Source organism: Vreelandella aquamarina (assembly GCF_900110265.1).
Classification (GTDB): domain Bacteria; phylum Pseudomonadota; class Gammaproteobacteria; order Pseudomonadales; family Halomonadaceae; genus Vreelandella; species Vreelandella aquamarina.
On record NZ_FODB01000044.1, the window covers coordinates 1 to 20269 of the forward strand.

21 protein-coding genes and 1 tRNA gene are annotated in these 20269 nt (G+C 54.5%); 8 read left to right on the plus strand and 14 right to left on the minus strand.

The features are described 5' to 3' along the window. Nucleotides 1–662: 662 nt before the first annotated feature. Nucleotides 663–1139: a manganese-binding transcriptional regulator MntR gene (gene mntR, locus BMY49_RS12280; protein WP_044628020.1), complete on the minus strand. Its 477-nt coding sequence runs from the start codon at nucleotides 1137–1139 to the stop codon at nucleotides 663–665. 153 nt (nucleotides 1140–1292) lie between these two features. Here mntR and BMY49_RS12285 point away from each other — a divergent pair, with 153 nt between their 5' ends. The 3 genes from BMY49_RS12285 to BMY49_RS12295 are packed head-to-tail and all read left to right on the plus strand — an operon-like array spanning nucleotide 1293 to nucleotide 3989. Further along, nucleotides 1293–2213 (plus strand): metal ABC transporter substrate-binding protein, encoded by a 921-nt coding sequence (locus BMY49_RS12285; protein ID WP_058577761.1) that lies wholly within the window; start codon nucleotides 1293–1295, stop codon nucleotides 2211–2213. 6 nt (nucleotides 2214–2219) lie between these two features. Next, the gene (locus tag BMY49_RS12290) at nucleotides 2220–3044 is read left to right on the plus strand and encodes a metal ABC transporter ATP-binding protein (RefSeq protein WP_058577760.1); all 825 of its coding nucleotides are present in this window, start codon (nucleotides 2220–2222) and stop codon (nucleotides 3042–3044) included. 9 nt (nucleotides 3045–3053) lie between these two features. Beyond that, the gene (locus tag BMY49_RS12295) at nucleotides 3054–3989 is read left to right on the plus strand and encodes a metal ABC transporter permease (RefSeq protein WP_089675696.1); all 936 of its coding nucleotides are present in this window, start codon (nucleotides 3054–3056) and stop codon (nucleotides 3987–3989) included. Here the strand turns inward: BMY49_RS12295 and BMY49_RS12300 are convergent. From BMY49_RS12300 to BMY49_RS12325, 6 genes are all read right to left on the minus strand, one after another. After that, nucleotides 3982–4389: a CBS domain-containing protein gene (locus tag BMY49_RS12300; protein ID WP_058577758.1), complete on the minus strand. Its 408-nt coding sequence runs from the start codon at nucleotides 4387–4389 to the stop codon at nucleotides 3982–3984. The two genes, BMY49_RS12295 and BMY49_RS12300, sit on opposite strands and share 8 nt — an antisense overlap. 15 nt (nucleotides 4390–4404) lie before the next feature. Continuing rightward, the gene (locus tag BMY49_RS12305) at nucleotides 4405–4758 is read right to left on the minus strand and encodes a P-II family nitrogen regulator (RefSeq protein WP_044628015.1); all 354 of its coding nucleotides are present in this window, start codon (nucleotides 4756–4758) and stop codon (nucleotides 4405–4407) included. After that, nucleotides 4748–5563 (minus strand): Na,Li,K/H(+) antiporter subunit UmpB, encoded by an 816-nt coding sequence (umpB, locus tag BMY49_RS12310; protein WP_058577757.1) that lies wholly within the window; start codon nucleotides 5561–5563, stop codon nucleotides 4748–4750. Before umpB ends, BMY49_RS12305 begins: the two co-directional genes overlap by 11 nt. Continuing rightward, nucleotides 5560–6327 (minus strand): DUF1538 domain-containing protein, encoded by a 768-nt coding sequence (locus tag BMY49_RS12315; protein WP_058577756.1) that lies wholly within the window; start codon nucleotides 6325–6327, stop codon nucleotides 5560–5562. The genes umpB and BMY49_RS12315 overlap by 4 nt, the downstream gene beginning before the upstream one ends. A gap of 224 nt (nucleotides 6328–6551) precedes the next feature. After that, a complete protein-coding gene (locus BMY49_RS12320) occupies nucleotides 6552–7760 on the minus strand; it encodes an MFS transporter (RefSeq protein WP_058577755.1) in 1209 nt (402 codons plus the stop codon). A gap of 62 nt (nucleotides 7761–7822) precedes the next feature. Continuing rightward, nucleotides 7823–9217 (minus strand): GntP family permease, encoded by a 1395-nt coding sequence (locus BMY49_RS12325; RefSeq protein WP_058577754.1) that lies wholly within the window; start codon nucleotides 9215–9217, stop codon nucleotides 7823–7825. A gap of 207 nt (nucleotides 9218–9424) precedes the next feature. On the opposite strand from BMY49_RS12325, the gene BMY49_RS12330 reads away from it, so the two are divergent. After that, a complete protein-coding gene (locus BMY49_RS12330) occupies nucleotides 9425–10768 on the plus strand; it encodes a Na+/H+ antiporter family protein (protein ID WP_089675697.1) in 1344 nt (447 codons plus the stop codon). A gap of 89 nt (nucleotides 10769–10857) precedes the next feature. Here BMY49_RS12330 and BMY49_RS12335 read toward each other — a convergent pair whose 3' ends face one another. From BMY49_RS12335 to BMY49_RS12350, 4 genes are all read right to left on the minus strand, one after another. Beyond that, nucleotides 10858–11592 carry an RNA methyltransferase gene (locus tag BMY49_RS12335; RefSeq protein WP_044628011.1) on the minus strand — a complete coding sequence of 245 codons (735 nt, stop codon included), beginning with the start codon at nucleotides 11590–11592 and terminating at the stop codon, nucleotides 10858–10860. 145 nt (nucleotides 11593–11737) lie between these two features. Further along, entirely contained in the window at nucleotides 11738–13381 is a 1644-nt protein-coding gene (gene groL / locus BMY49_RS12340; protein WP_089675698.1) for a chaperonin GroEL, read from the minus strand. A 56-nt stretch (nucleotides 13382–13437) separates the two neighbouring features. Next, on the minus strand, nucleotides 13438–13731 hold the full coding sequence (locus BMY49_RS12345; RefSeq protein ID WP_044628009.1) for a co-chaperone GroES: 294 nt from the start codon (nucleotides 13729–13731) through the stop codon (nucleotides 13438–13440). 229 nt (nucleotides 13732–13960) lie between these two features. Continuing rightward, nucleotides 13961–14449: an FxsA family protein gene (locus tag BMY49_RS12350; RefSeq protein ID WP_044628008.1), complete on the minus strand. Its 489-nt coding sequence runs from the start codon at nucleotides 14447–14449 to the stop codon at nucleotides 13961–13963. Nucleotides 14450–14648: 199 nt separating this feature from the next. Here BMY49_RS12350 and BMY49_RS12355 point away from each other — a divergent pair, with 199 nt between their 5' ends. Continuing rightward, the gene (locus BMY49_RS12355) at nucleotides 14649–15410 is read left to right on the plus strand and encodes an SDR family oxidoreductase (protein WP_044628007.1); all 762 of its coding nucleotides are present in this window, start codon (nucleotides 14649–14651) and stop codon (nucleotides 15408–15410) included. A 70-nt stretch (nucleotides 15411–15480) separates the two neighbouring features. Here the strand turns inward: BMY49_RS12355 and BMY49_RS12360 are convergent, their stop codons facing one another. Together BMY49_RS12360 and BMY49_RS12365 are read right to left on the minus strand one after the other, a co-directional pair. After that, a complete protein-coding gene (locus tag BMY49_RS12360; protein WP_054641504.1) occupies nucleotides 15481–16473 on the minus strand; it encodes a hypothetical protein in 993 nt (330 codons plus the stop codon). A gap of 269 nt (nucleotides 16474–16742) precedes the next feature. Beyond that, nucleotides 16743–16827, minus strand: a tRNA-Leu gene (locus BMY49_RS12365). 451 nt (nucleotides 16828–17278) lie between these two features. On the opposite strand from BMY49_RS12365, the gene BMY49_RS17885 reads away from it, so the two are divergent. Both BMY49_RS17885 and BMY49_RS12375 read left to right on the plus strand, forming a co-directional pair. Continuing rightward, a complete protein-coding gene (locus tag BMY49_RS17885) occupies nucleotides 17279–17620 on the plus strand; it encodes a ComF family protein (RefSeq protein ID WP_244154964.1) in 342 nt (113 codons plus the stop codon). 31 nt (nucleotides 17621–17651) lie between these two features. Further along, nucleotides 17652–18626 (plus strand): serine/threonine protein kinase, encoded by a 975-nt coding sequence (locus BMY49_RS12375; RefSeq protein WP_054641505.1) that lies wholly within the window; start codon nucleotides 17652–17654, stop codon nucleotides 18624–18626. A gap of 89 nt (nucleotides 18627–18715) precedes the next feature. Here the strand turns inward: BMY49_RS12375 and BMY49_RS12380 are convergent, their stop codons facing one another. After that, on the minus strand, nucleotides 18716–19309 hold the full coding sequence (locus BMY49_RS12380) for a hypothetical protein (protein WP_044628003.1): 594 nt from the start codon (nucleotides 19307–19309) through the stop codon (nucleotides 18716–18718). A 343-nt stretch (nucleotides 19310–19652) separates the two neighbouring features. Between BMY49_RS12380 and folE the strand changes: the two genes are divergently transcribed. Then, nucleotides 19653–20204: a GTP cyclohydrolase I FolE gene (gene folE, locus BMY49_RS12385; protein WP_044628002.1), complete on the plus strand. Its 552-nt coding sequence runs from the start codon at nucleotides 19653–19655 to the stop codon at nucleotides 20202–20204. Nucleotides 20205–20269 lie beyond the last annotated feature (65 nt).

Below are 20269 nucleotides of genomic sequence, written 5' to 3' on the forward strand. Positions count from 1 at the left end.
ATTCACAAGGCACGGCAGATCATCCTCGACTTCGGGCAGGATATCGGGCGCATGACGGTGCTCAAGACGCTGCGGAGCCGACTGCGTTATCCACGAGGAACGCCATGCTGACCGTCAATCGGCGACACTCTATCCACAAGCAGTTCCAAGCGACACGCGATCGCCAGATATGTCGTGCCTGGCGGGTGGAAAGGCATGACAAAACGGGCCGTCAGCACCGATCAGCACGGTGGGTTTTGGCAATAACGGGCTTGCGAAAGCCAACTTGCACGGGGCGAATGATCAAAAAGTGCTCGCTGGCGGTGATAGGGAAAGTGTCGGCGCCGGCTTCACGGATTCAGGTGTAAGTGACTGTTTTTTCGTTTTGGTTATGTCAAATTGAAGTGGAAACGACAATTTCTAGCCTTCCCTACGCGACGTCACATAGTCTAATTAATTTCTATCAATGAGTCGGCTGTAAGGTTGGCTGCAATCATATCGTTGCACCTCAATGATTTATGAGATCTTCAATGCCCCTGACCGTGGGCATCCACTTTTCTGTTGACCGATGTCGAGAAAAAGTAGCTGGTGTTTTCTATTTAAGTTAAGTTGTAGCAGCCCTAGGGTTAATGGTGGGTTGAAAATGTGGGACCTTCGGCTGCCCCGCTAGGGAGAGAGGGCGACTACTTAATCTGCTGTTCGGTGAAGCGCTGCATGATGGTGAGCGTCTTATCGCTGACGTGATGCTCCATCCCTTCGGCATCAATTCTTGCCGTGCTGTCATCTACGCCGAGCGCCCGTAAAAAGTGCAATACAATGTCGTGGCGGGCGCGGGACGTTTCCGCCATTTTCTGACCCTCTTCGGTCAAAAAAAGCGAGCGATAGGGCTTGCTAGTCACTAATCCTAGTTCATTCAAGCGACGAATCATTTTCGATACGGTTGCTTGGCTTACTGCCATACGATTGGCGATATCGGCGGCGCGTGCCTCGCCACGATGCCGAATTAAATCGCCAATTAGCTCGACATAATCTTCGATCAGCTCGGTTTCGTGTGCGTTGCGCACCGTTTCATACTGCTGTGCGTGCTGTTCCACAGGCGGTAGTGCATCACCACTGTGTCCAGAGGGGGGGGAGGTGCGCCGCTGTTGGTGATCACTCATTGGCAAAGGTTATCAAAGTTAGTGGAAGCGTTAATTGGCGATGGTAGCGCATTTTTGAAGATAATTGTTAGCCAAGGCTAAACTGTTTGCACATTGCTTTTTTGTTGAGCTAAAGTTATCTGTAACACGAGCCTAGCACAGAAGAGAGATCCAGTGGCTAAACCATACTTGCTAGCAGCTTTGAGCGTGCCGTTCGCCTGGTGTGGCGTTGTGACCAGTGCTCAGGCCGATGAGTTGCAAAATCCGCCCATCGAGATTGCCGTGACGTTTTCAGTTCTTGGCGACTTGGTGAAGAAAGTGGCCGGCGATGATGCGAACGTCACGGTGCTGACACCGATCAACGCCGAAGTGCACGAGTGGGAGCTAACCCCAGATAATTTTGCTGCGCTCGAGGACGCCGACATCGTTTTTTATAACGGCTATCAGCTCGAGCAGTGGATGCGCCAAGTATCGGCGACGGTCAACGATGACATACCTATGATCGCCGTGGCAGAGGCGTCGGGTTACCCGACGCAAACGATCGTCACCGGTGAGATGGAAGGCGACGTGGACCCACACCTGTGGATGGACCCGCGGGCTGCCAGTGCCTATGTGCAAGCCATTGCCAACACGTTGGAGGATAGCCTGCCCCATCAAGCCGATGCGATTCAGCAGCGTGCAGCGGCACTGGAAGCGCAACTGCACGACCTACATGTCGAGCTTCAAGAAACGCTCGAAGCCATTCCCGAAGAGCGCCGCGTGCTGCTCTCCAGTGAAGCAGCCTTTCTCTACTTTGCCGACGCGTATCGGTTCGAGCACGACGGCATTTGGGGGACCAATGCCGAAACAGAGGGCTCTCCGCGTCAGTTGATGCGGGTCATCGACCGAATCAACGAGCGTCAACCGGCGGCACTGTTTTGGGAAAGCACGATTTCTGACCGCCATGTGACCAGTATCGCACGTGATACGGGGCTTCCCGTTGCCGGGCCGCTGTATGTCGACTCGTTGAGTGAGCCTGACGGGGAGGCTGCCGATTACTTTGCCATGCAGCGTCATAACGTTGCCTTGCTGCGTCGCTACTTGGCTAGCGAGTAAATCACAATGTCCTCACTACCGTCTCAACCCGCCAGCGCCATCGATGTGAGCGGTGTCTATGCGGCTTACCAGCGTCAGCCCGTGCTAGAGGATATTCACCTCTCGCTGCCAAGCGGGCGTTGGACGGCTATCGTCGGGCCGAATGGGGCTGGCAAGTCGACGCTGTTTCATGTGCTGACCGGTAGCATGAAACCCTTACGCGGCCGCGTGACGGCATTTGGTCAAGCCATCGAGCACCATCGAAAAGCCGGGCGCATTGCCTACATGGCCCAGCGAGAGGCCATCGAGTGGGACTTCCCTATTTCGGTGTGGGAAACCGTGATGAGCGCCCGCTATGGCCACATGCGTCAAGATGCGTGGTGGCGGAGGCTGCTGCCTGCGCGTTGGCATTCGTCACGGCATCGTGATGCGGTGGAAAAGGCGTTAGACGACGTTGATATGCTGGCATATGCCGAGCGGCCGATCGGGGCCTTATCGGGCGGACAAAAAAAACGCGTGCTGCTAGCGCGTGCGTTAGCGCAAGAGGCGAGTATCCTGCTGCTCGATGAGCCGCTTGCGGGCGTCGACCCACCTAGCGAGCGACTCATTCTCGACGTGCTCAAACGCGAACGCGAAGCCGGACGAACCATCGTGATGGTGACGCACGATATGCCGGGCGCGCGTCGCTACGTGGACCATGTGGTACTGATCAATCGATTCATTCGCGGCGAGGGCGCGCCCGACGAAATGCTGAGCGATAGCAAGTTGGCCGAACTTGCGGTGAGTTCTATTGCGAATTCTTCGGCGGATGCCGAGCGTGTCCGCCTTCCTGCATTTGCCAGCAAAGAATAGGCGACTTGAATGTTAGAAACGTTGGATGCTTGGAGTAGTGCGCTGGTGGCGGGGCTCATCGCGGCGCTGATGGTGCCCGTGAATCTAATGCCCGACAGCGTATCAGAGGCGTTTCAGTACGCCTTCATGCAGCGTGCGCTGCTCACGTCGATGATGGTGGGAGCCATCTGCGGCATGCTTTCGTGTTACGTCGTGCTCAAGCGTTGGTCGTTGCTGGGGGATGCGATCTCTCATGCGGTGCTGCCTGGGGTGGCGGTTGCCTACCTGCTGGGCCTGCCTTTTTTTATCGGTGCCTTCGTCACAGGAGCGCTGACGTCGCTCGGCATTGGGGCGATCGAACGGCATACACGAATCAAATCCGATGCCGCCATGGGCATCATGTTTACCGGGGCATTTGCGCTGGGCGTCGTGCTGATCAGTAAAATCGCCTCCAGCACCCACTTGATGCATATTCTGTTCGGCAACGTGCTCGGAGTGCAACAGTCGGCACTACTGCTCACGTTGGCGGCCAGCCTTGTTGCGCTGTTGGTGGTATGGCTGGCTTATCGTCCGCTCATGCTTTACGCCTTCGATTCCACGCAGGCCCAAGCGCTTGGCTTCAATACGGGAGTGATTCATTACGGTTTGATCCTACTGCTCACGCTCACCATCGTAGCCAGTTTGGAAACCGTCGGTATCATCCTCGTGGTGGCCATGCTGATTACGCCGGGCGCCACGGCCCACTTGCTGACCGACCGCTTCAAAACGATGCTGTTTATCTCCGTGGTGATTGGGGTGGGGTCTGCCGTGTTGGGGCTATGGCTCTCGTTTGCGTTTGACGTAGCGTCCGGTGGCACCATCGTCTTGGTAGCAACGGGGTGCTTCTTCACGGCGCTGCTGTTTTCGCCAAAGCACGGTGTGCTGATGCGGCTTTGGCGGCATCGAAGCTTGGGCGGCGCTAATTAGTTTCCCACCCGATGACGAGCCGTGGGTAGTCGATGATCCCAATGACGCTGTGTTTTGCATCGACGACCGGTGCTTGGGATAAGCCAAACTGAGCAAACAGGCGAGCGCAATAGCGAATATTCATTTCCGGACGGACGCTAATGATCGGTTTGCTCATGATTTCGTAAAGGCTTACACGGTCTGCAGAGCGATTGACTGCGAGCACTTTTTTAGCAATATCAGAGGCTAACACTAGCCCCAGTTCATCTTTCTCATCGCGCCTATCAACGATGATAGCGGTGGCATCGTATTGCCTCATTAGTTCAATGCCGTCAGTAACGGTCATAAAACCATCGGTCGTCACATAGCGTGAGTGCATGACGTCCTGGGCAGTGCGCTCCGTCAGTGATGGGCTTGCCATTGTTAAAGCCTCTCTCTAGCCTAGCGGTTGATCGAATGCATCTTCGAGGGATTTCACTTGGTGTGCGACGCCTACCGCATCCTCGACGTCTAGCTGAAAGGCGATGCCTGTTCCCGACGTGTCGTCAAAAGCACCCACTTCCGCGATCGCTTCGAGAATTGAACGGCTAATATGCTCCTCCACTAAAAAGAGCAGCACGTCGCGTTGCGACGTAATGTCCATGCCAAAAATGCCTTTTGCTTTTTTTAAGCCTTCGCCACGCGCGTTATTGATGACAGTGGCGCCAGTAGCTCCAGCATCTCTAGCTGCCTGAAGTATCTGGTCGCTTAGCTCATCTTCTACAAGCGCGACAATGAGTTTAAAGCGCATGGGTATCTCCTTGATGAGGCTTTGTCACTGACGTGCCTGAGAGTGGCTGTATTTTCGATGGCCTATTGCTTTGCCATCGAGCAATTTGGGCGTATCCCATCACCGTTATAATAGGGAATAGGCAGGCAAGCGCGATCATTCCAAAGCCATCCATTAACGCGCTACGACCGGGTATCGAGGAGGCTAATCCAAGACCTAGCGCGGCGATGATCGGCACGGTAATGGTCGATGTCGTGACGCCCCCGGCATCGAATGCAAGAGGGATAATCGACTTTGGGGATCGCAGGGTTTGGACAATCACTAGGCAGTAGGCTCCTAGCACGAACCACTGCAAAGGTAGGCCCATGACGATGCGCCATGCGCCCAGGGTGATTCCAAAGGCCATGCCGAGGGCAACGGCGAGCCGCAGGGTAAAAGGGTTGATCGTACCACCGGATATTTCGCCAGCTTTGATCGACACCGCGATCAGCGATGGCTCGGCAATCGTAGTGCTTGCGCCAATCGTAAACGCGAAAATATAGACCCAGTAGTAGTCGCTCCAATGCCGCTGAGCCCCCTCTGTCATGGCAGGTAGAAAATCGGGGTGCGTCAATTGGCTGGCCATCAACTCACCCATGGGAAACAGGGCTTGCTCTAGCCCTATCAAAAAGAAAGAAAGTCCTACCCATACCATGAAAAAACCAATAGCGACCTTTAGAAACCGTTTGACCGGCTTGCGGATCACCAAATATTGGAAGCCAAAAATAATCGCCACGATGGGAAGAATATCGCGTAGCGTCCCCCAAAAAATAGCCAGCATATTCATGATCTTCCCTCTGCAACGAGATCAAGGCCAACAATACCGAAAAGCAGTACGAAAATGATGGGCATAACGGAAGCAAATGCAATCAAACCAAAGCCGTCCAGCATAGGGTTGCGGCCTTTGATGGCCGTGGCCAAGCCAACACCGAGTGCCGTAACTAGAGGGACGGTAATGGTCGATGTCGTGACACCGCCCGAATCATAAGCAATGCCAACGAGCTCAGCAGGCGCTAACGGCGTCAAGAGTAGTACAAGAATATAACCACCAATGATCATCAAATGCAGCGGCCAGCCTTTAAAGATACGCAGTACGCCAACGACCACGGCGGTTCCTACGGAAAGCGCTACGATCATGCGGAGCGTGAACGCAAAGGACGTTTGGGCGAGACTGCTATTCTCGATCAGACCGCTTTCGGAGACGACAATCGCTGCACGAGCCGCCACGGCAATCAGTGCTGGCTCTGCGACGGTGGATCCAAACCCCAGTGCAAAAGCAAATAGAAGGAGCCAAACGACAGAACCTTTATGAACGAAAGCACGTGCAAGGTTCTCTCCTAAAGGAAACAGTCCCAGCTCTAGCCCCTTGATGAAGAGCGTTAGCCCGATCACTACAAACAGTAGCCCTAGTGCTAAATCGAAAAGCGCCAATGTATCGGGGAGAGGTTGTTGGATGACGAGCGTTTGAAAGAAGCTCATAACCAGCACAACGGGTAGCAAATCCCGAAGGCTGTTTTTGATCTGCAGGGCGAGAGAGTGGATAAAGTTCATTAGCGCCCTTTTTTAATGGCTGATACGTCTATGCTCATCAGTGTAATGGTTACGCATGTCGTTTCTTTTGATCTAGGACACGTTGCGAGTGTTCTCTAGTCAACAAAGTTGGCTACCTAACAGCAGCATCGAAGGGTCTAGTGCGTGCCAGCCCCACCATGCCAGCAATATCAAGCCACTCACTATCGGTAGAGCAATCAAACTCCACCATAGACTGGAACGCATCATGTCGTCACCTGTCCCGCAGAGGGGCGTGCCAGCGGCTTCTCACTGATGAACCAGTGGAGCGCGGCGGCGACCACGGACAGCACGATGGCAATCTGCCACACCGTATCGTAGTGGCCGGTGAGGTCGTACAAAAATCCACCCAGCCACACGCCCATGAACGAGCCCAGCTGATGAAAGAGAAACACGATACCACCCAACATCGAGAGATGGCGAACGCCAAACACCGATGCGACGATACCGTTGGTGAGCGGAACGGTGGAGAGCCATAACAGCCCCATGGCGATCCCGAAGAGATAAGCGCTGGTCGTCGTCAGGGGCAGGGCGATAAAAGCCGTGATGATCACGCCCCGGATGAGGTAAAGCCAGCTCAATAGGCGCGGTTTCGACCAGATACCTCCCATCCAGCCAGCGGTGTAGGTGCCCACGATATTGAACAGGCCCACCAGCGCGAGCACCGTGGTGCCGACTTGGACGGCCAAGCCGTTATCGAACAGGTAGCCCGGCAAGTGGACCGCAATGAATACCACTTGGAAGCCGCAGACGAAAAAGCCCAGGCAAAGTAGCCAAAATCCTTTTTGCCCCGCCGCTTCATTAAGCGCATCGCGCAGGCTTAAGTCGCCCAGAGCCTTGGGGCTGGGCCGGTCTTTGAGCATGGCGCCCAGCGGTATCATGAGTGCGGCAATCGCCCCCATGGCCAACAGCGCAGAGGACCAGCCTAGCCACTCGATCAATCCCAGCGTGCCGGGCAGCATGGCAAATTGACCAAACGAGCCCGCCGCACTGACGATCCCCATGGCCATGCTGCGCTTCTCAGCGGGAACGGCCCGGCCGACGGCGCCCAGAATCACCGAAAACGTCGTTCCCGATAGGCCGAAGCCAATCAGCAGACCCGCGCTGACAGTCATGCCGAGCGCGCTGCTCGAGAGGCTCATGAAGCAGAGCCCCAGTACGTAGAGGATGCCGCCCGCCACGATGATTTTGGCCGCGCCAAAACGGTCGGCCAGCGCCCCGGTAAACGGCTGGGACAGCCCCCAAATGAGGTTTTGGACGGCCAGTGCGAACGCAAAGATGCCGCGCCCCCAGCCGAAATCGCTGCTCATGGGCTCGAGAAACAGCCCGAACCCATGACGTAGCCCCATGGCCGTGGAAATAACCAAGCTGGCGAGCACGATCAACAGTAGCGTATGGTGTTTCTGAAGGGCCATGGCACGTCTCTTATGGTGGATTGATTAACGCGTTAATCAACTATCGCATGGCATTGGCGACTTTAGAAGCTTCCAAATAGGGTGCCGAGCGTAATCACACTCATCAGCGCGGCGATGGGGAGCACGATGGTGACCATGGCGACATTGCCATACGACTGGCGGTGGGTCAGCCCGCAGATGGCCAGAAGTGTGATGACAGCGCCGGAGTGGGGGAGCGTATCCATGCCGCCCGCGGCCAGCGTCGCCACGCGGTGCATGAGTTCTGGGTCGATGCCAGCCTGTTGCGCCATGGCCAGATACTCGCTACCCAAGGTTTGCAAGGCAATCGACAAGCCGCCCGATGAGGAGCCGGTAATCCCCGCCAGCACGCTCATGGCCATGGCTTCGGAGATGAGGGGGTTGCCGGGGGAGACATTGAGCACCGCATCGCGAAGGATGGCAAAGCCTGCCAAGCTGGCGATGACCGCGCCGTAACCCACTTCAGAGGCCGTGTTGAAAATAGGTAGCAGCGAACCAAAGCAGCCTTGATTGATGGTGGCTTTCAAGTCTTGCCAGTGGCGCCAGCGGGTGATGATCAGCCAAGCCGAGGCGCTCAGCAGGGCAATCAGAATGGCCCAAAGCCCGGTCTGTCGGCTGGGTGTGACGTTATCGAACGCGTCGCTGATGAAGCTCAGGTCCATGGCCGGGAATACCCCGTAAGTAAAGAGGGCATTGAGGCCAATCACCATAACCAGTGGGATCAACGCGATGGCCAGCGGCATGCCGGGTGCTGTGTCGGTGTCGCTGTGGGTATCGGTTTCACGCTCCGTGTGAGTACCGTAACCCTCCCCTTGGGCAGCGGCTTTCTTGACTCGCGACTGAAGGTAGAACGTTCCTAGGCCTAGCATGATCGACCCAGCAATGATGCCAAGCCCCGGTGCCGCGAAGCTGTTGGTGCCAAAGTAAGGGATGGGAATCGCGTTTTGGATGGCTGGCGTGCCGGGCAACGCCGTCATGGTAAAGGTGAAGGAGCCTAGAGCGATGGAGGCGGGGATGAGGCGCTTGGGCACATTGGCCTGGCGGAACAGCTCACGGCTGATCGGGTAAATGGCAAAGGCCACGACGAACAGCGAGACGCCGCCATAGGTCAGAACGGCGCAGGCCATGACGACCGTCAGCACCACGTGATGCGTGCCCAGCCGCTTGACGATACCGTTGGAAATGGACTGCGCGGCGCCTGAATCTGCCATCAACTGACCGAAGAGCGCACCAAGCAAGAAGAGCGGGAAGAACTGCATAACATAGTTACCCAGGGCGCCCATGAAGGTGTCGGTGTAAATCGGCAGTAAAAAAGCGCCGTCGCCTGATAGTAAAACCGCTAACGCGGCCATTAACGGCGCAAGCAGGAGGACCGAGATACCTCGGTAGGCCAGCAGCATCAACAGCAACAATGAGACGATAATAGCGAGCATGCCCATACAGGCTCCAAAGTATTTGTTAATTTAGTCATCGGTGCGTGTAAACAAAGGCCGGAATACTAGGTATTATATTGCATCGCAGCAATAGTGTTGTGACTAAAGTCGTAACCAAAAGAGAGCGTCACTTTCGCCTGCTTAAGCGCGCCCCATCTGTTAAAATCCGCCACCTTTGGCGTTGATGACCTTCCAATAACCCTGGGTATTTCCATGAATGCAGTAATTCTCGCAGTGCTCGTCATGGTGGCACTGTCGCTTCTTCGTGTGTCCGTTGTATTTGCGCTGGTGGTCGGTGCGTTAGTAGGGGGGCTGGTCGGAGGCCTTTCCCTGGACGATACGCTCAGCGCGTTCAACGAGGGCGTCGGCGGAGGCGCGCAGGTGGCGCTGGCGTACGCAACCTTAGGCGCTTTTGCCGTGGCCATCTCTCGTTCTGGGTTGCCGGACATGCTGGCAAATCGATTGATCACCTTGCTAGGTAAAGAGGCGACCGCCGCCCACCAAGCGCGGGTGAAGATGTTGCTGTTGGTGGCCGTGTTACTGGTCGCCATCTCCTCACAAAATGCCATTCCGGTCCATATCGCGTTCATTCCCGTGCTGATTCCACCGCTGCTGGCGGTGATGAATCGCCTGCAACTCGACCGCCGTGCCGTGGCCTGCGCGCTGACCTTTGGTCTTACGGCACCCTATATGCTGCTGCCGGTAGGATTCGGGGCGATCTTCTTGAACGATATTTTGTTGGCAAACCTGAACAGTGCCGGAGAGCCACTAGGGCTGGAAATCTCGCGTGGCATGGTGCCCATGGCCATGGCGCTTCCGGTGGGTGGTATGGCCATGGGCCTGTTGGTCGCCCTACTGTTTAGCTATCGCGGCCAGCGTAGCTACGCGAGCAAGGACGTGGCCGCGCTCAATGGCCAGACGCACACGCCTGTCGAACCGCACCTCTTAGGGTTAGTCGTGTCAGGCGTGGCGATCGTGGCGGCGTTAGGCCTTCAGCTCTACACTGGCTCGATGATCGTTGGAGGCTTGGTGGGTATCGGCTTGCTGTCATTGGGTGGTATTTTCAAATGGCGCGAGGCTGATGATTTGTTCACCAGCGGTATGCGGATGATGGCTTTGATTGGCTTTATCATGATTTCGGCGGCAGGCTTTGCGGAAGTCATGAAAGCTACCGGCGATATCGACTCGCTGGTGGCGGGTGCCTTCGATCTGTTTGGCGATAATCGTGGCTTGGCCGCTTTGGTCATGCTGCTGGTCGGCCTGTTCATTACCCTGGGCATCGGCTCTTCGTTCTCAACCATTCCCATCATTGCGGCGATCTTCGTACCACTGGCCGTGCAGTTTGGTTTCTCACCCATGGCGACCGTAGTGCTGGTGGGCACCGCTGCCGCTTTGGGCGATGCGGGGTCGCCAGCCTCGGATTCCACTTTGGGGCCCACCTCAGGATTGAACGTGGACGGCCAGCATGACCATATGTGGGATAGCGTCGTGCCGACCTTCCTTCACTATAACCTTCCGCTGATTGCGTTTGGTTGGCTGGCGGCCATGACGCTTTAAGCACACTCAATACTTACCAAAAGGGCAGCGCTGAGGCTGCCCTTTTTTGATGGAAGTGCTTGATGAAAGCGCGTTGAGTGGATAAGACGTTACTGTTTAGGCAAGTGTGCTTCAAAGGCACTTAGCAGACCACGGAGTAGGGACAGCTCTTTGCGGCTAGGCTGTGCACGGGCAAACAGCGCTTGAAGCTGCTCTTCGGTACGGGCGTGGGGCTGGGTTAAAAAACCGCTTTGCTGCATCAAGCGGCCAAGATGTTCCTGGAAATAGCCAAACTGTTGGCGACTAGGCGGCGTCGCTTCCAGCGGGCGCTGATACTCATAGCCGCTGGCGTTGCGCTTGCGCCAGGCGCGGTGCACTTCGTAGGCTAGAATCTGAACCGCTTGCGATAGATTGAGAATGCCATACTCGGGATTGGCGGGAATGCTGACTTGGTGGCTGCAGCAGCGAATCTCATCGTTGGTCAACCCGGAGCGTTCGCGGCCAAATACCAGGGCCACCGGGGCTTGGTGGGCGTTGTCGATGACTTGCTGGGCCATCTCGTCAGGCTCGTCGAAATGGGGCAGTGGCATGCTGCGCAGCCGAGCGCTGGCACCGACCACTTGCACGCAGTCATTCACGGCCTCTTCGAGTGTCTTTACGCAGCGAGCGTTTTCTAATACGTCCGTTGCGCCGGCGGCTAGGCGAGTGGCTTCTTCATCGGGGAAGGTACGAGGATTGACCAGCACGAGCTCCGTCAACCCCATGGTTTTCATGGCGCGGGCTGTTGCGCCTATGTTGCCTGGGTGGAACGTTTGCACCAGCACGATACGAATATTGGAAAGCACGGGAAGTCGAACCTAAAAGCTGCCAAATAAAGTCGGTGATGGTAGCACGCTTTATGACGCCATGACGTCGGTACTAATGAAAGAACCCCGCCGAAGCGGGGTTCTTGATGACGTTCAACGTCAGAGCGTTAGGCTCATGGGTGCATCACATCATGCCGCCCATGCCACCCATTCCGCCCATGCCGCCCATATCCGGGGCAGCTTCTTTCTCTTCCGGGTCGTCGGCGATCATGCACTCGGTGGTGATCATCAGGCCAGCAACGGAACCAGCAGACTGCAATGCAGTGCGGGTTACTTTTGCCGGGTCGAGAACACCCATTTCGAACAGGTCGCCGTACTCGCTGGTTTGTGCGTTGTAACCGAAGTTGCCTTCACCATCTTTGACGCGATTGATGACCACAGCGGCTTCTTCGCCCGCGTTGGTGACGATCTGACGCAGCGGTGCCTGCATGGCACGCAGCGCCATGTTGATACCGTGGTTCTGATCTTCGTTGTCACCGGTCAGGCCCTGTACTTTGGCCATCACGCGAACCAGGGCAGTACCACCGCCAGGTACGACGCCTTCTTCTACGGCAGCGCGAGTCGAGTGCAGCGCATCTTCGACGCGGGCCTTCTTCTCTTTCATTTCGACTTCGGTCGCCGCACCGACGCGGATAACGGCAACGCCGCCTGCCAGTTTGGCAACGCGCTCTTGCAGCTTCTCTTTGTCGTAGTCAGAGGACGTTTCTTCGATTTGCGCACGGATTTGATTAACGCGTGCTTCGATGTCGTCCTCGGCACCTGCGCCATCGATGATGGTGGTGTTCTCTTTAGACATGGTCATGCGCTTGGCAGTACCCAGGTGATCCAGGTTCGCCTGCTCAAGGGTCAGACCTACTTCTTCGGAGATCACGGTGCCGTTCGTCAGGATAGCGATATCCTGCAGCATGGCTTTGCGACGGTCGCCGAAGCCAGGTGCTTTGGCAGCCGCGACTTTCACGATGCCACGCATGTTGTTCACGACCAGCGTCGCCAGCGCTTCGCCTTCGATATCTTCGGCGATGATGGCCAGCGGCTTGCCTTGCTTGGCAACGGCTTCCAGCACCGGCAGCAGTTCGCGGATGTTGGAGATCTTCTTGTCGACGAGCAGGATGTACGGATCTTCCAGCTCGACGGTCATGGTGTCTTGGTTGGTGACGAAGTAGGGCGAGAGGTAGCCGCGGTCGAACTGCATACCTTCGACCACTTCCAATTCGTCTTCGAAGCCGCGACCTTCGTCAACGGTGATGACGCCTTCTTTACCGACTTTTTCCATCGCTTCGGCGATGATTTCGCCAATGCGCTTGTCGCCGTTGGCAGAGATCGTGCCTACCTGCGCAATGGACTTGGTGTCGGTGCAGGGCACGGACATCGCCTGAATCTCTTTGACCGCTGCGGTCACGGCTTGGTCGATACCGCGTTTCAAATCCATCGGGTTCATGCCCGCGGTCACGCCTTTCAGGCCTTCCGCTACGATGGCCTGTGCCAGAACGGTGGCCGTGGTGGTACCGTCACCGGCGGCGTCGGAAGTCTTGGAAGCGACTTCTTTCACCATCTGGGCACCCATGTTCTCGAACTTGTCTTTCAGTTCGATCTCTTTGGCAACCGATACACCATCTTTGGTCACAGTCGGTGCGCCAAACGACTTGTCCAACACTACGTTGCGGCCTTTCGGGCCCAGCGTAACTTTTACGGCGTTTGCCAGAATGTCGACGCCGCGCGCCATGCGTTTACGAGCATCATCAGAAAACTTAACTTGCTTAGCTGCCATGTTCGTTACTTCCTAAATATTGAAATAGAAAAGTGAAAGTAAGTAGCCGATGCGGATTAGCCTTCAACGACGGCCAGGATATCGGCTTCGCTCATGATCAGAACTTCTTCGCCGTTGATTTTTTGCTTTTCAACGCCGTAGCCGTCTTTGAAAATCACCGTATCGCCAACTTTTACATCCAGCGGGCGTACGTCGCCGTTGTCGAGAATGCGGCCATTGCCAACAGCCAGGATTTCGCCACGCGTGGGTTTTTCCTGTGCATTACCCGGTAGCACGATGCCGCCAGCGGTTTTCTGCTCTTCTTCCACGCGACGGATCACAACGCGATCGTGCAAAGGACGGATATTCATGCTCACGTTCTCCTGAGGTTCGTCAAAGCCCAAAAAGGGCAGTTAGCTTAAAGTGATTTCCGTGGGCTAAGCCCTCGGAAAGTGAAGGCACGTTGCCTTCATGTTTATGGCGAAAGCGTAGCTTTCACCGAACCTGTGTGCTGACTCAAAAATGGGGGCTAGCCAACACCTTTCAAGGGGTGGATAAGAAAAAAATTACACAATAGCGGTTTGCAAAGGCGATAAGCACTTAGCGCCGACGAGGCGTATCGTCGCCGCTAATAAACTCTCCCTCAATTGGGCCGTTTTGCGTGTTGGAATAGTCGCGCTGAGTGTTCTGCTCCCAGCCTGAAGAGCCGCTCTGGTAAGTGTGTTGCTTGGCCGTTGCGGTTTTGAGCCCCGCCCAGGTCAGCGCTTTCATCAGCAACTGGCGCGCATTGGGTATGAGGCAGGCAATGCCCAGTGCATCCGATAGAAACCCCGGGGCGAGCAAAAGCGCCCCACCAAAGATTAGCGCAGCTCCAGTAAGCAGCTCTTGGGAAGGTATTTCACCCATCTGCATGCGCTGGCGTGCGCGGGCAAAAGTAGAAACGCCTTCCTTGCGAATGAGGTAAAGCCCGATAAAGCCTGTGCCTAGCACTAATAAAAGCGTGGTTAGCAGGCCTATTTGGCCGCCGATGGTAAAAAGCAGCACAAAGTCCAGTAGAGTGAACAGCGAAATAAAGAGAAGAATAGGCATGGGCGACTCCAAAACAGGCGTAATCGTTGAATATGGTGACAGAAATATAAAAAACAAGCAGCAAGTGTGGTTTGGCAAGCCAAAGGCCGCTCGATATTTTAAACTGGCTCTTATATGCTGCGGTGCACAAATGTAGGTGCAGAGAGTGCGTGTTGTTGGTACTAGCTAGCTGTCAGCACGCTTGCTTAAGGAGAAAGAGATGCAATTAGATAAAAAAGTGGTGGCGATTACCGGTGGTGCCCGTGGATTAGGGTTTGCCATTGCCAAGCGGTTAGGCAAGCAGGGGGCTCAGATTGCCCTCATTGATATGAGTGCAGAGGCTTTAGATGGCGCGGTCTCTGCGCTTGGTTCTGAGGGCGTATCTGCCCATGCATTTGTTGCTAATGTGGCAGACGAGCAATCGGTTCAGCATGCCTTCGCTGATATCGGCCAGCGCTTGGGGCCTGTCAGTGGCTGTGTGAATAATGCAGGCATTACTGACGATGGGATGTTGATTAAAGCGAAAGGTGGCGTTGTAGAAAAGCGCATGTCGCTCGCTTCATGGCAGCGTGTGCTGGACGTTAACCTAACGGGTGTATTCCTATGTGGGCGTGAAGCGGCGACACACATGGTTGAGGCTGGGCACGAAGGCGTTATCGTCAATATTTCTAGTATTTCCCGTGCGGGTAATATGGGGCAAAGTAACTACGCAGCGGCAAAGGCGGGGGTGCATGCGCTAACGGTGACGTGGGGGAAAGAGCTGGCGCGCTATGGAATTCGCACCGGCACTGTGGCGCCAGGGTTTATCGAGACTGAGATGACTGCCTCAATGCGCCCAGACATGCTGGAAAGAATTGCTGCCAGCGTTCCATTAAAGCATTTAGGTGAGCCTGACCATATTGCTCAAAGCGTGGCGTTTGTGTTTGATAACGACTACTTCACTGCACGTATTATTGAATGCGACGGTGGTTTGCGGCTTTAACCAAAAAGCGATGAGCATTGGCCATATAGTGCGCTGATGCTCATCGGCTAGGGGTTTGTGTTAAGTAGCGCTAAAACTCAAAGTAGTCCCGCTGAATTGCCCGCTGAAAGTACATTTCTAGGCGTACGGTCATTGCCCAGCGCGGGTCGTAGCTATCTTCACGCTGGAAATGCAGTTCAGGAATCACATCGCCAAACAGAATCCCTTTATGAAGATCGCGACGGTAGCGCGTCTGTAGGTAGTAATTGGTCATGCGCGGGTTAGAAGCGCTTTCACCAATCGCAATGGCAGAGTAGCGCATGGCGCTGCGGTCATTTAGTCGCTGATTCAGCTCAGCCACTTCGCTATATTCTAAGGTGTCTTCTTCTTCGCGCCATTGAACTGTGGTAATGAAGCGTAGATGGCGATTTTCCGATAGCGGTCGGCCCATGTCCCAAGTAGTACGCGCTGAGTAACCATCATTATTAAACCAGGATACTCGGTTGAAAGACTCTAACTGCCAGGGGCCGTCGCCAATATCCCAAAGCCGCTCACTGGTAAAGCGTACGTAAGGGTCCAGAGGCATGCGAAGGCGAATACCCGCGCCAATTCGGTTGCTCCAGTTTTCGCGCTTATCACGGCTCTCTAGCCAGTCCAGGCCAAAGGTGGAGGTGCTGCGGTCACGCTGGTCGTTATAGAGGCGGCCGGAGCCTTGATCTGCCAACGTGCCTTGTGATTCTTCGGGGTCGCTTTCAATGACTAGGCGTAGACGCTCTTCTGTCGTAGGCAAGTCGATCCGGTAGCGGACACTAATATCGCCGCTGGTGCCATCACCTTCCATCCAATCAATTTCCTGGCCAAGGCGCAGATAGGATTCATTATTGACGGTTGCGGACTCGCCGCCCCCAAAAAATGCATCAATGTTGCGAGAGGTATTGTCGACCCAGTTGCCAACGTTGGCTCGAAATGGCTCAACGCGCTCCTCTGCCCAGTCAGGTAAATCGCTATCTTCCTCAGCAGCATGACTTTGAAACGAGAGGACGGTAAGTGTGCCAAGGCAAATAAACGCAATGACGGGTTTCATAGGTCTGTCCCCAAAATTTTAATTATGCGCACTGCATTATTGTGCTTTATGCATTTCGATATCTTTGGTCCATTTCAAAACGCGTTTGCGATCTCTTCGGCTATTCATGCGCTCTGTATCGACTTTTAATGGCAGCACAGCGCGTCGTCGCTAACGTAGCGTAAAAATAGGCGCTCGTCAGCTAGTTAGAGCAGTTTGAGGGAGTTTGGAAACAAAAAAATTCGGTTAGCATGAAGCTACCGAATTATTTGAAATGATACGCTTTAAATTGGTGCGGATGGGGAGACTCGAACTCCCACACCTTACGGTACTAGAACCTAAATCTAGCGTGTCTACCAATTCCACCACATCCGCAGAAGACGAGGCGTATTTTATCAATATTTGCGCTAATGTCAAATCTTGCAGCGCTATTTTTTAACATGAGGGTAAAGGGGGACGTGAAGCGGTGAAGAAATGGATCGCGACCATTAACCAGTGGCTCAAGCAGGGGCTGCCCGGCTACTGTGCATTTTGCCTTGCTGGGCGCTCATCAAGTGCAGGGTGGTGCGATGAATGCTTTGCATTGCTCCCCTGGAATCTTCATAGCTGCGAGCAGTGTGCCGAGCCGCTGGCAGGGGTGGCTGGTAAACGGTGTAGTCACTGTCTGACGGAGCCGCCTAGCTTTACCACCACGACAGTGCCGCTTTGCTACCAAGATACGATAACTTCCTTGGTGCACGACTTTAAGTTTCATGGCTCCCCGCGTGCGGGAATGCTGCTAGTTGAGTTGATGTTATCCCGGTGCCCCAGCCAGATGGCCAGCGCATTGCTCCCTGTACCTATGTATCCTGGGCGTGCCAAAGAGCGCGGATTCAATCAGGCACAGTGGCTGGCTGAACGGCTAGGCGACCGGTTGGATCTACCGGTGATGCAGGCGCATTGTATTAAGCATTTGCCTTCTCAGCGCTCTTTAAACCGCCGGGAGCGACAGCAAAACTTAGCAGGTGCATTTATGGTGGACACTGAGATGCCCGCGCATGTGGCTATTATCGATGATGTAGTAACAACCGGTGCCACTGGCCATGCGTTAGCGACCGTACTGCTGGAACAGGGTGCCAAGCGCGTTGATATTTGGGCCGCTGCCCGTACACCGCTGCAGAAGAGTTGATAAACTAGGCAGCCCATCCAAGGAGTCATCTATGTCGCATCCGTTTAGCGCGCTTTCGCCTGATCTGGTTATGTCAGCCGTTGAGTCGATAGGTATTTGGCCTGCTGGCGAACCGTTTGCTCTCAATAGCTATGAGAATCGTGTGCTGATGTTTCGTGATGACGACGGTGGCCGCTGGGTCGTGAAATTCTATCGGCCAAACCGCTGGTCAAATGAGGCTATTCAGGAAGAGCATGATTTTTTAACCGAGTTAACGCAGGCGGGCGTTTCGGTGGTGGCACCGTGGCGCAATGGCCAAGATGTATCGTTGCATGAGTATCAGCAGTTTCGCTTTGCCTTATTCCCACAGTGCATAGGACAAGCGCCCGAGTTAGATAACCCTGCCCATCTATTTGCCTTAGGTGAGGTGCTGGGTCAACTTCATGAAGTGGCTGCTAAAAAGCCGTTTCAGCATCGTGGAACGCTATTGCTCAGTGAAGGGGTGACCGAGGCCGAGCAGCGCGTAGTGACAAGCCCTTGGCTTAATAATCATCAAACCCGCGCCTATCAAAACGCAGTCGATAAGATTCGCCGCCAACTTGAGACAGTACATATCCCTTCTGCAAGCATGATACGTACCCATGGAGACTGCCATTTAGGCAATATACTTGGTCGCGATGAGACATTTACGCTTGTCGATTTTGATGATTGCCTGATGGCGCCCGCCATCCAAGATATATGGATGCTGCTGCCCATGGAAAATCCGCAGCTATGGCGGGCGCAACTCAGTGAGATGATAGAAGGCTATGAAGAGACAAGTCCGTTTCCCCATCAGCAAATGTCGCTTATTGAGCCATTGCGTGCTTACCGCTTAATACGTCACGCGGCGTGGCTGGTAACTCGGTGGGATGATCCTGCCTTTCCTCGGGCATTTCCCTGGCTGGCAGAAAGTGGCTATTGGGATCAGCATATTCGCCAGCTTGAGCAGCAACTACTGCACCTGGATAAGCCATTATGGTTGGCCTAATGCATCGGCTGGATTAGTTTTATCTTGTACCTTTAAAGGCGACCCTTAGTGAGATGCTCGCGAAGGGCCGCCTGGGTCTTGCAGGTTGACTACTCAGGCTGCTCTATCGGGGCTGGGTTTTCTACGCTTTGGTCAGGGTCTGGACGCTCACCCGGAATAGGGTTGCCGACACCTTCCCCATTGGCTTGGCGACGGATGGCATTAATGTCAGCCGAGGGATTGTCTTGAGCATCAATACGGACGCTTTGATCTAATGCCAAGACGAAGGGTTGTCCAGGAGTTAATGAACAGGAGCCGTCGTCGCAGGCAAGACCATACTGGCCATCTTCTGCATAGGCGCTGGCTGAAAAAGTGCCTGAGTAGATGGCGCTTTCTGAATCGTGGGTTTCAATGCAGGTTGCATCTTGGGTAGTAATACGGACGCGATCACCGTTTAATTGCGCATTGGCTACTAACAAGCAGTATTCAGGCAGTGAATGGGTGGTGCCGCTTGCTTGTTTTGGATGCAGCAGAATATCGCTGTAACGTTTTTCGCTGCTATCAAACTTCAAAGCTTCAACGACTTCAACGCCTACTTTCGCGCCGCTGGGAAGTTCCAGCGCCGACTCTTCTGCGTGCAAAGGTGATACAAAGAAAGGACCCAGCAGGGCAGTTAGCCAAAAGGGCGATGATTTAAATGACATGGCATACTCTCAACAGTGGCCCCTGCACTATTAGCAGGAAAATTGTGCTCTTATCATAGCACAGCTCAATTAGTGCCGAAGGGGGGTGCGTGTCACTCTGCCACAGCCTGCATAGGTGCGTTAAAATAGATTAATCTACTGTTAGTATTGTGCATAAATTGATTGATATATATTTTTTGTACAGGATAAAGGGTTCAGCTAGCACTCGCAAGGTAAGGCAGCTAAACGGAAGAGACCGTAAGCTACTCAGTGGCTTGCCGATAATGGAAGCTCGCTGGCGCGATAACATTGCTGCAAGGCGATTAAGTGATAGCGAATAAGCACAGTTTTGATGAGGCCTACAATGACCGACGATCTCGCCCAACACTACCGTCAAATTATTTCCGCGCTCGGTGAAAACCCTGACCGTGAAGGGCTGCGAGATACACCAAAGCGCGCAGCTAAAGCCATGCAGTTTTTAAATGCTGGTTATCATCAATCATTAGAAGAAATAGTGAATGGGGCCGTTTTTGAGTCACAGACCGATGAGATGGTGCTGGTCAAAGATATCGAGCTCTACTCCATGTGTGAGCACCATTTACTGCCTTTTATCGGCAAATGCCATATCGCCTATCTGCCGAGTGGCAGGGTGCTGGGCCTTTCCAAATTTGCTCGTATCGTCGATATGTATGCACGTCGAATGCAAATCCAAGAGAATTTAACGCGTGAAATCGCCGAGGCGGTTCAGCAGGTTACTCAGGCAAGAGGGGTGGCTGTTGTGATTGAGGCCCGCCACCTCTGCATGATGATGCGCGGTGTGGAAAAGCAAAATTCCAGTATGACCTCATCGGTTATGTTGGGAGGTTTTCGCAGTAGCCAGGCAACGCGCCAAGAATTTTTAACGCTGATCAACTGACCTGAGTGAAACTCAGCAGGTTTCATGTCAAAGGCTTGGTTAAATGCCTCGTTTCGTCTTAGCAT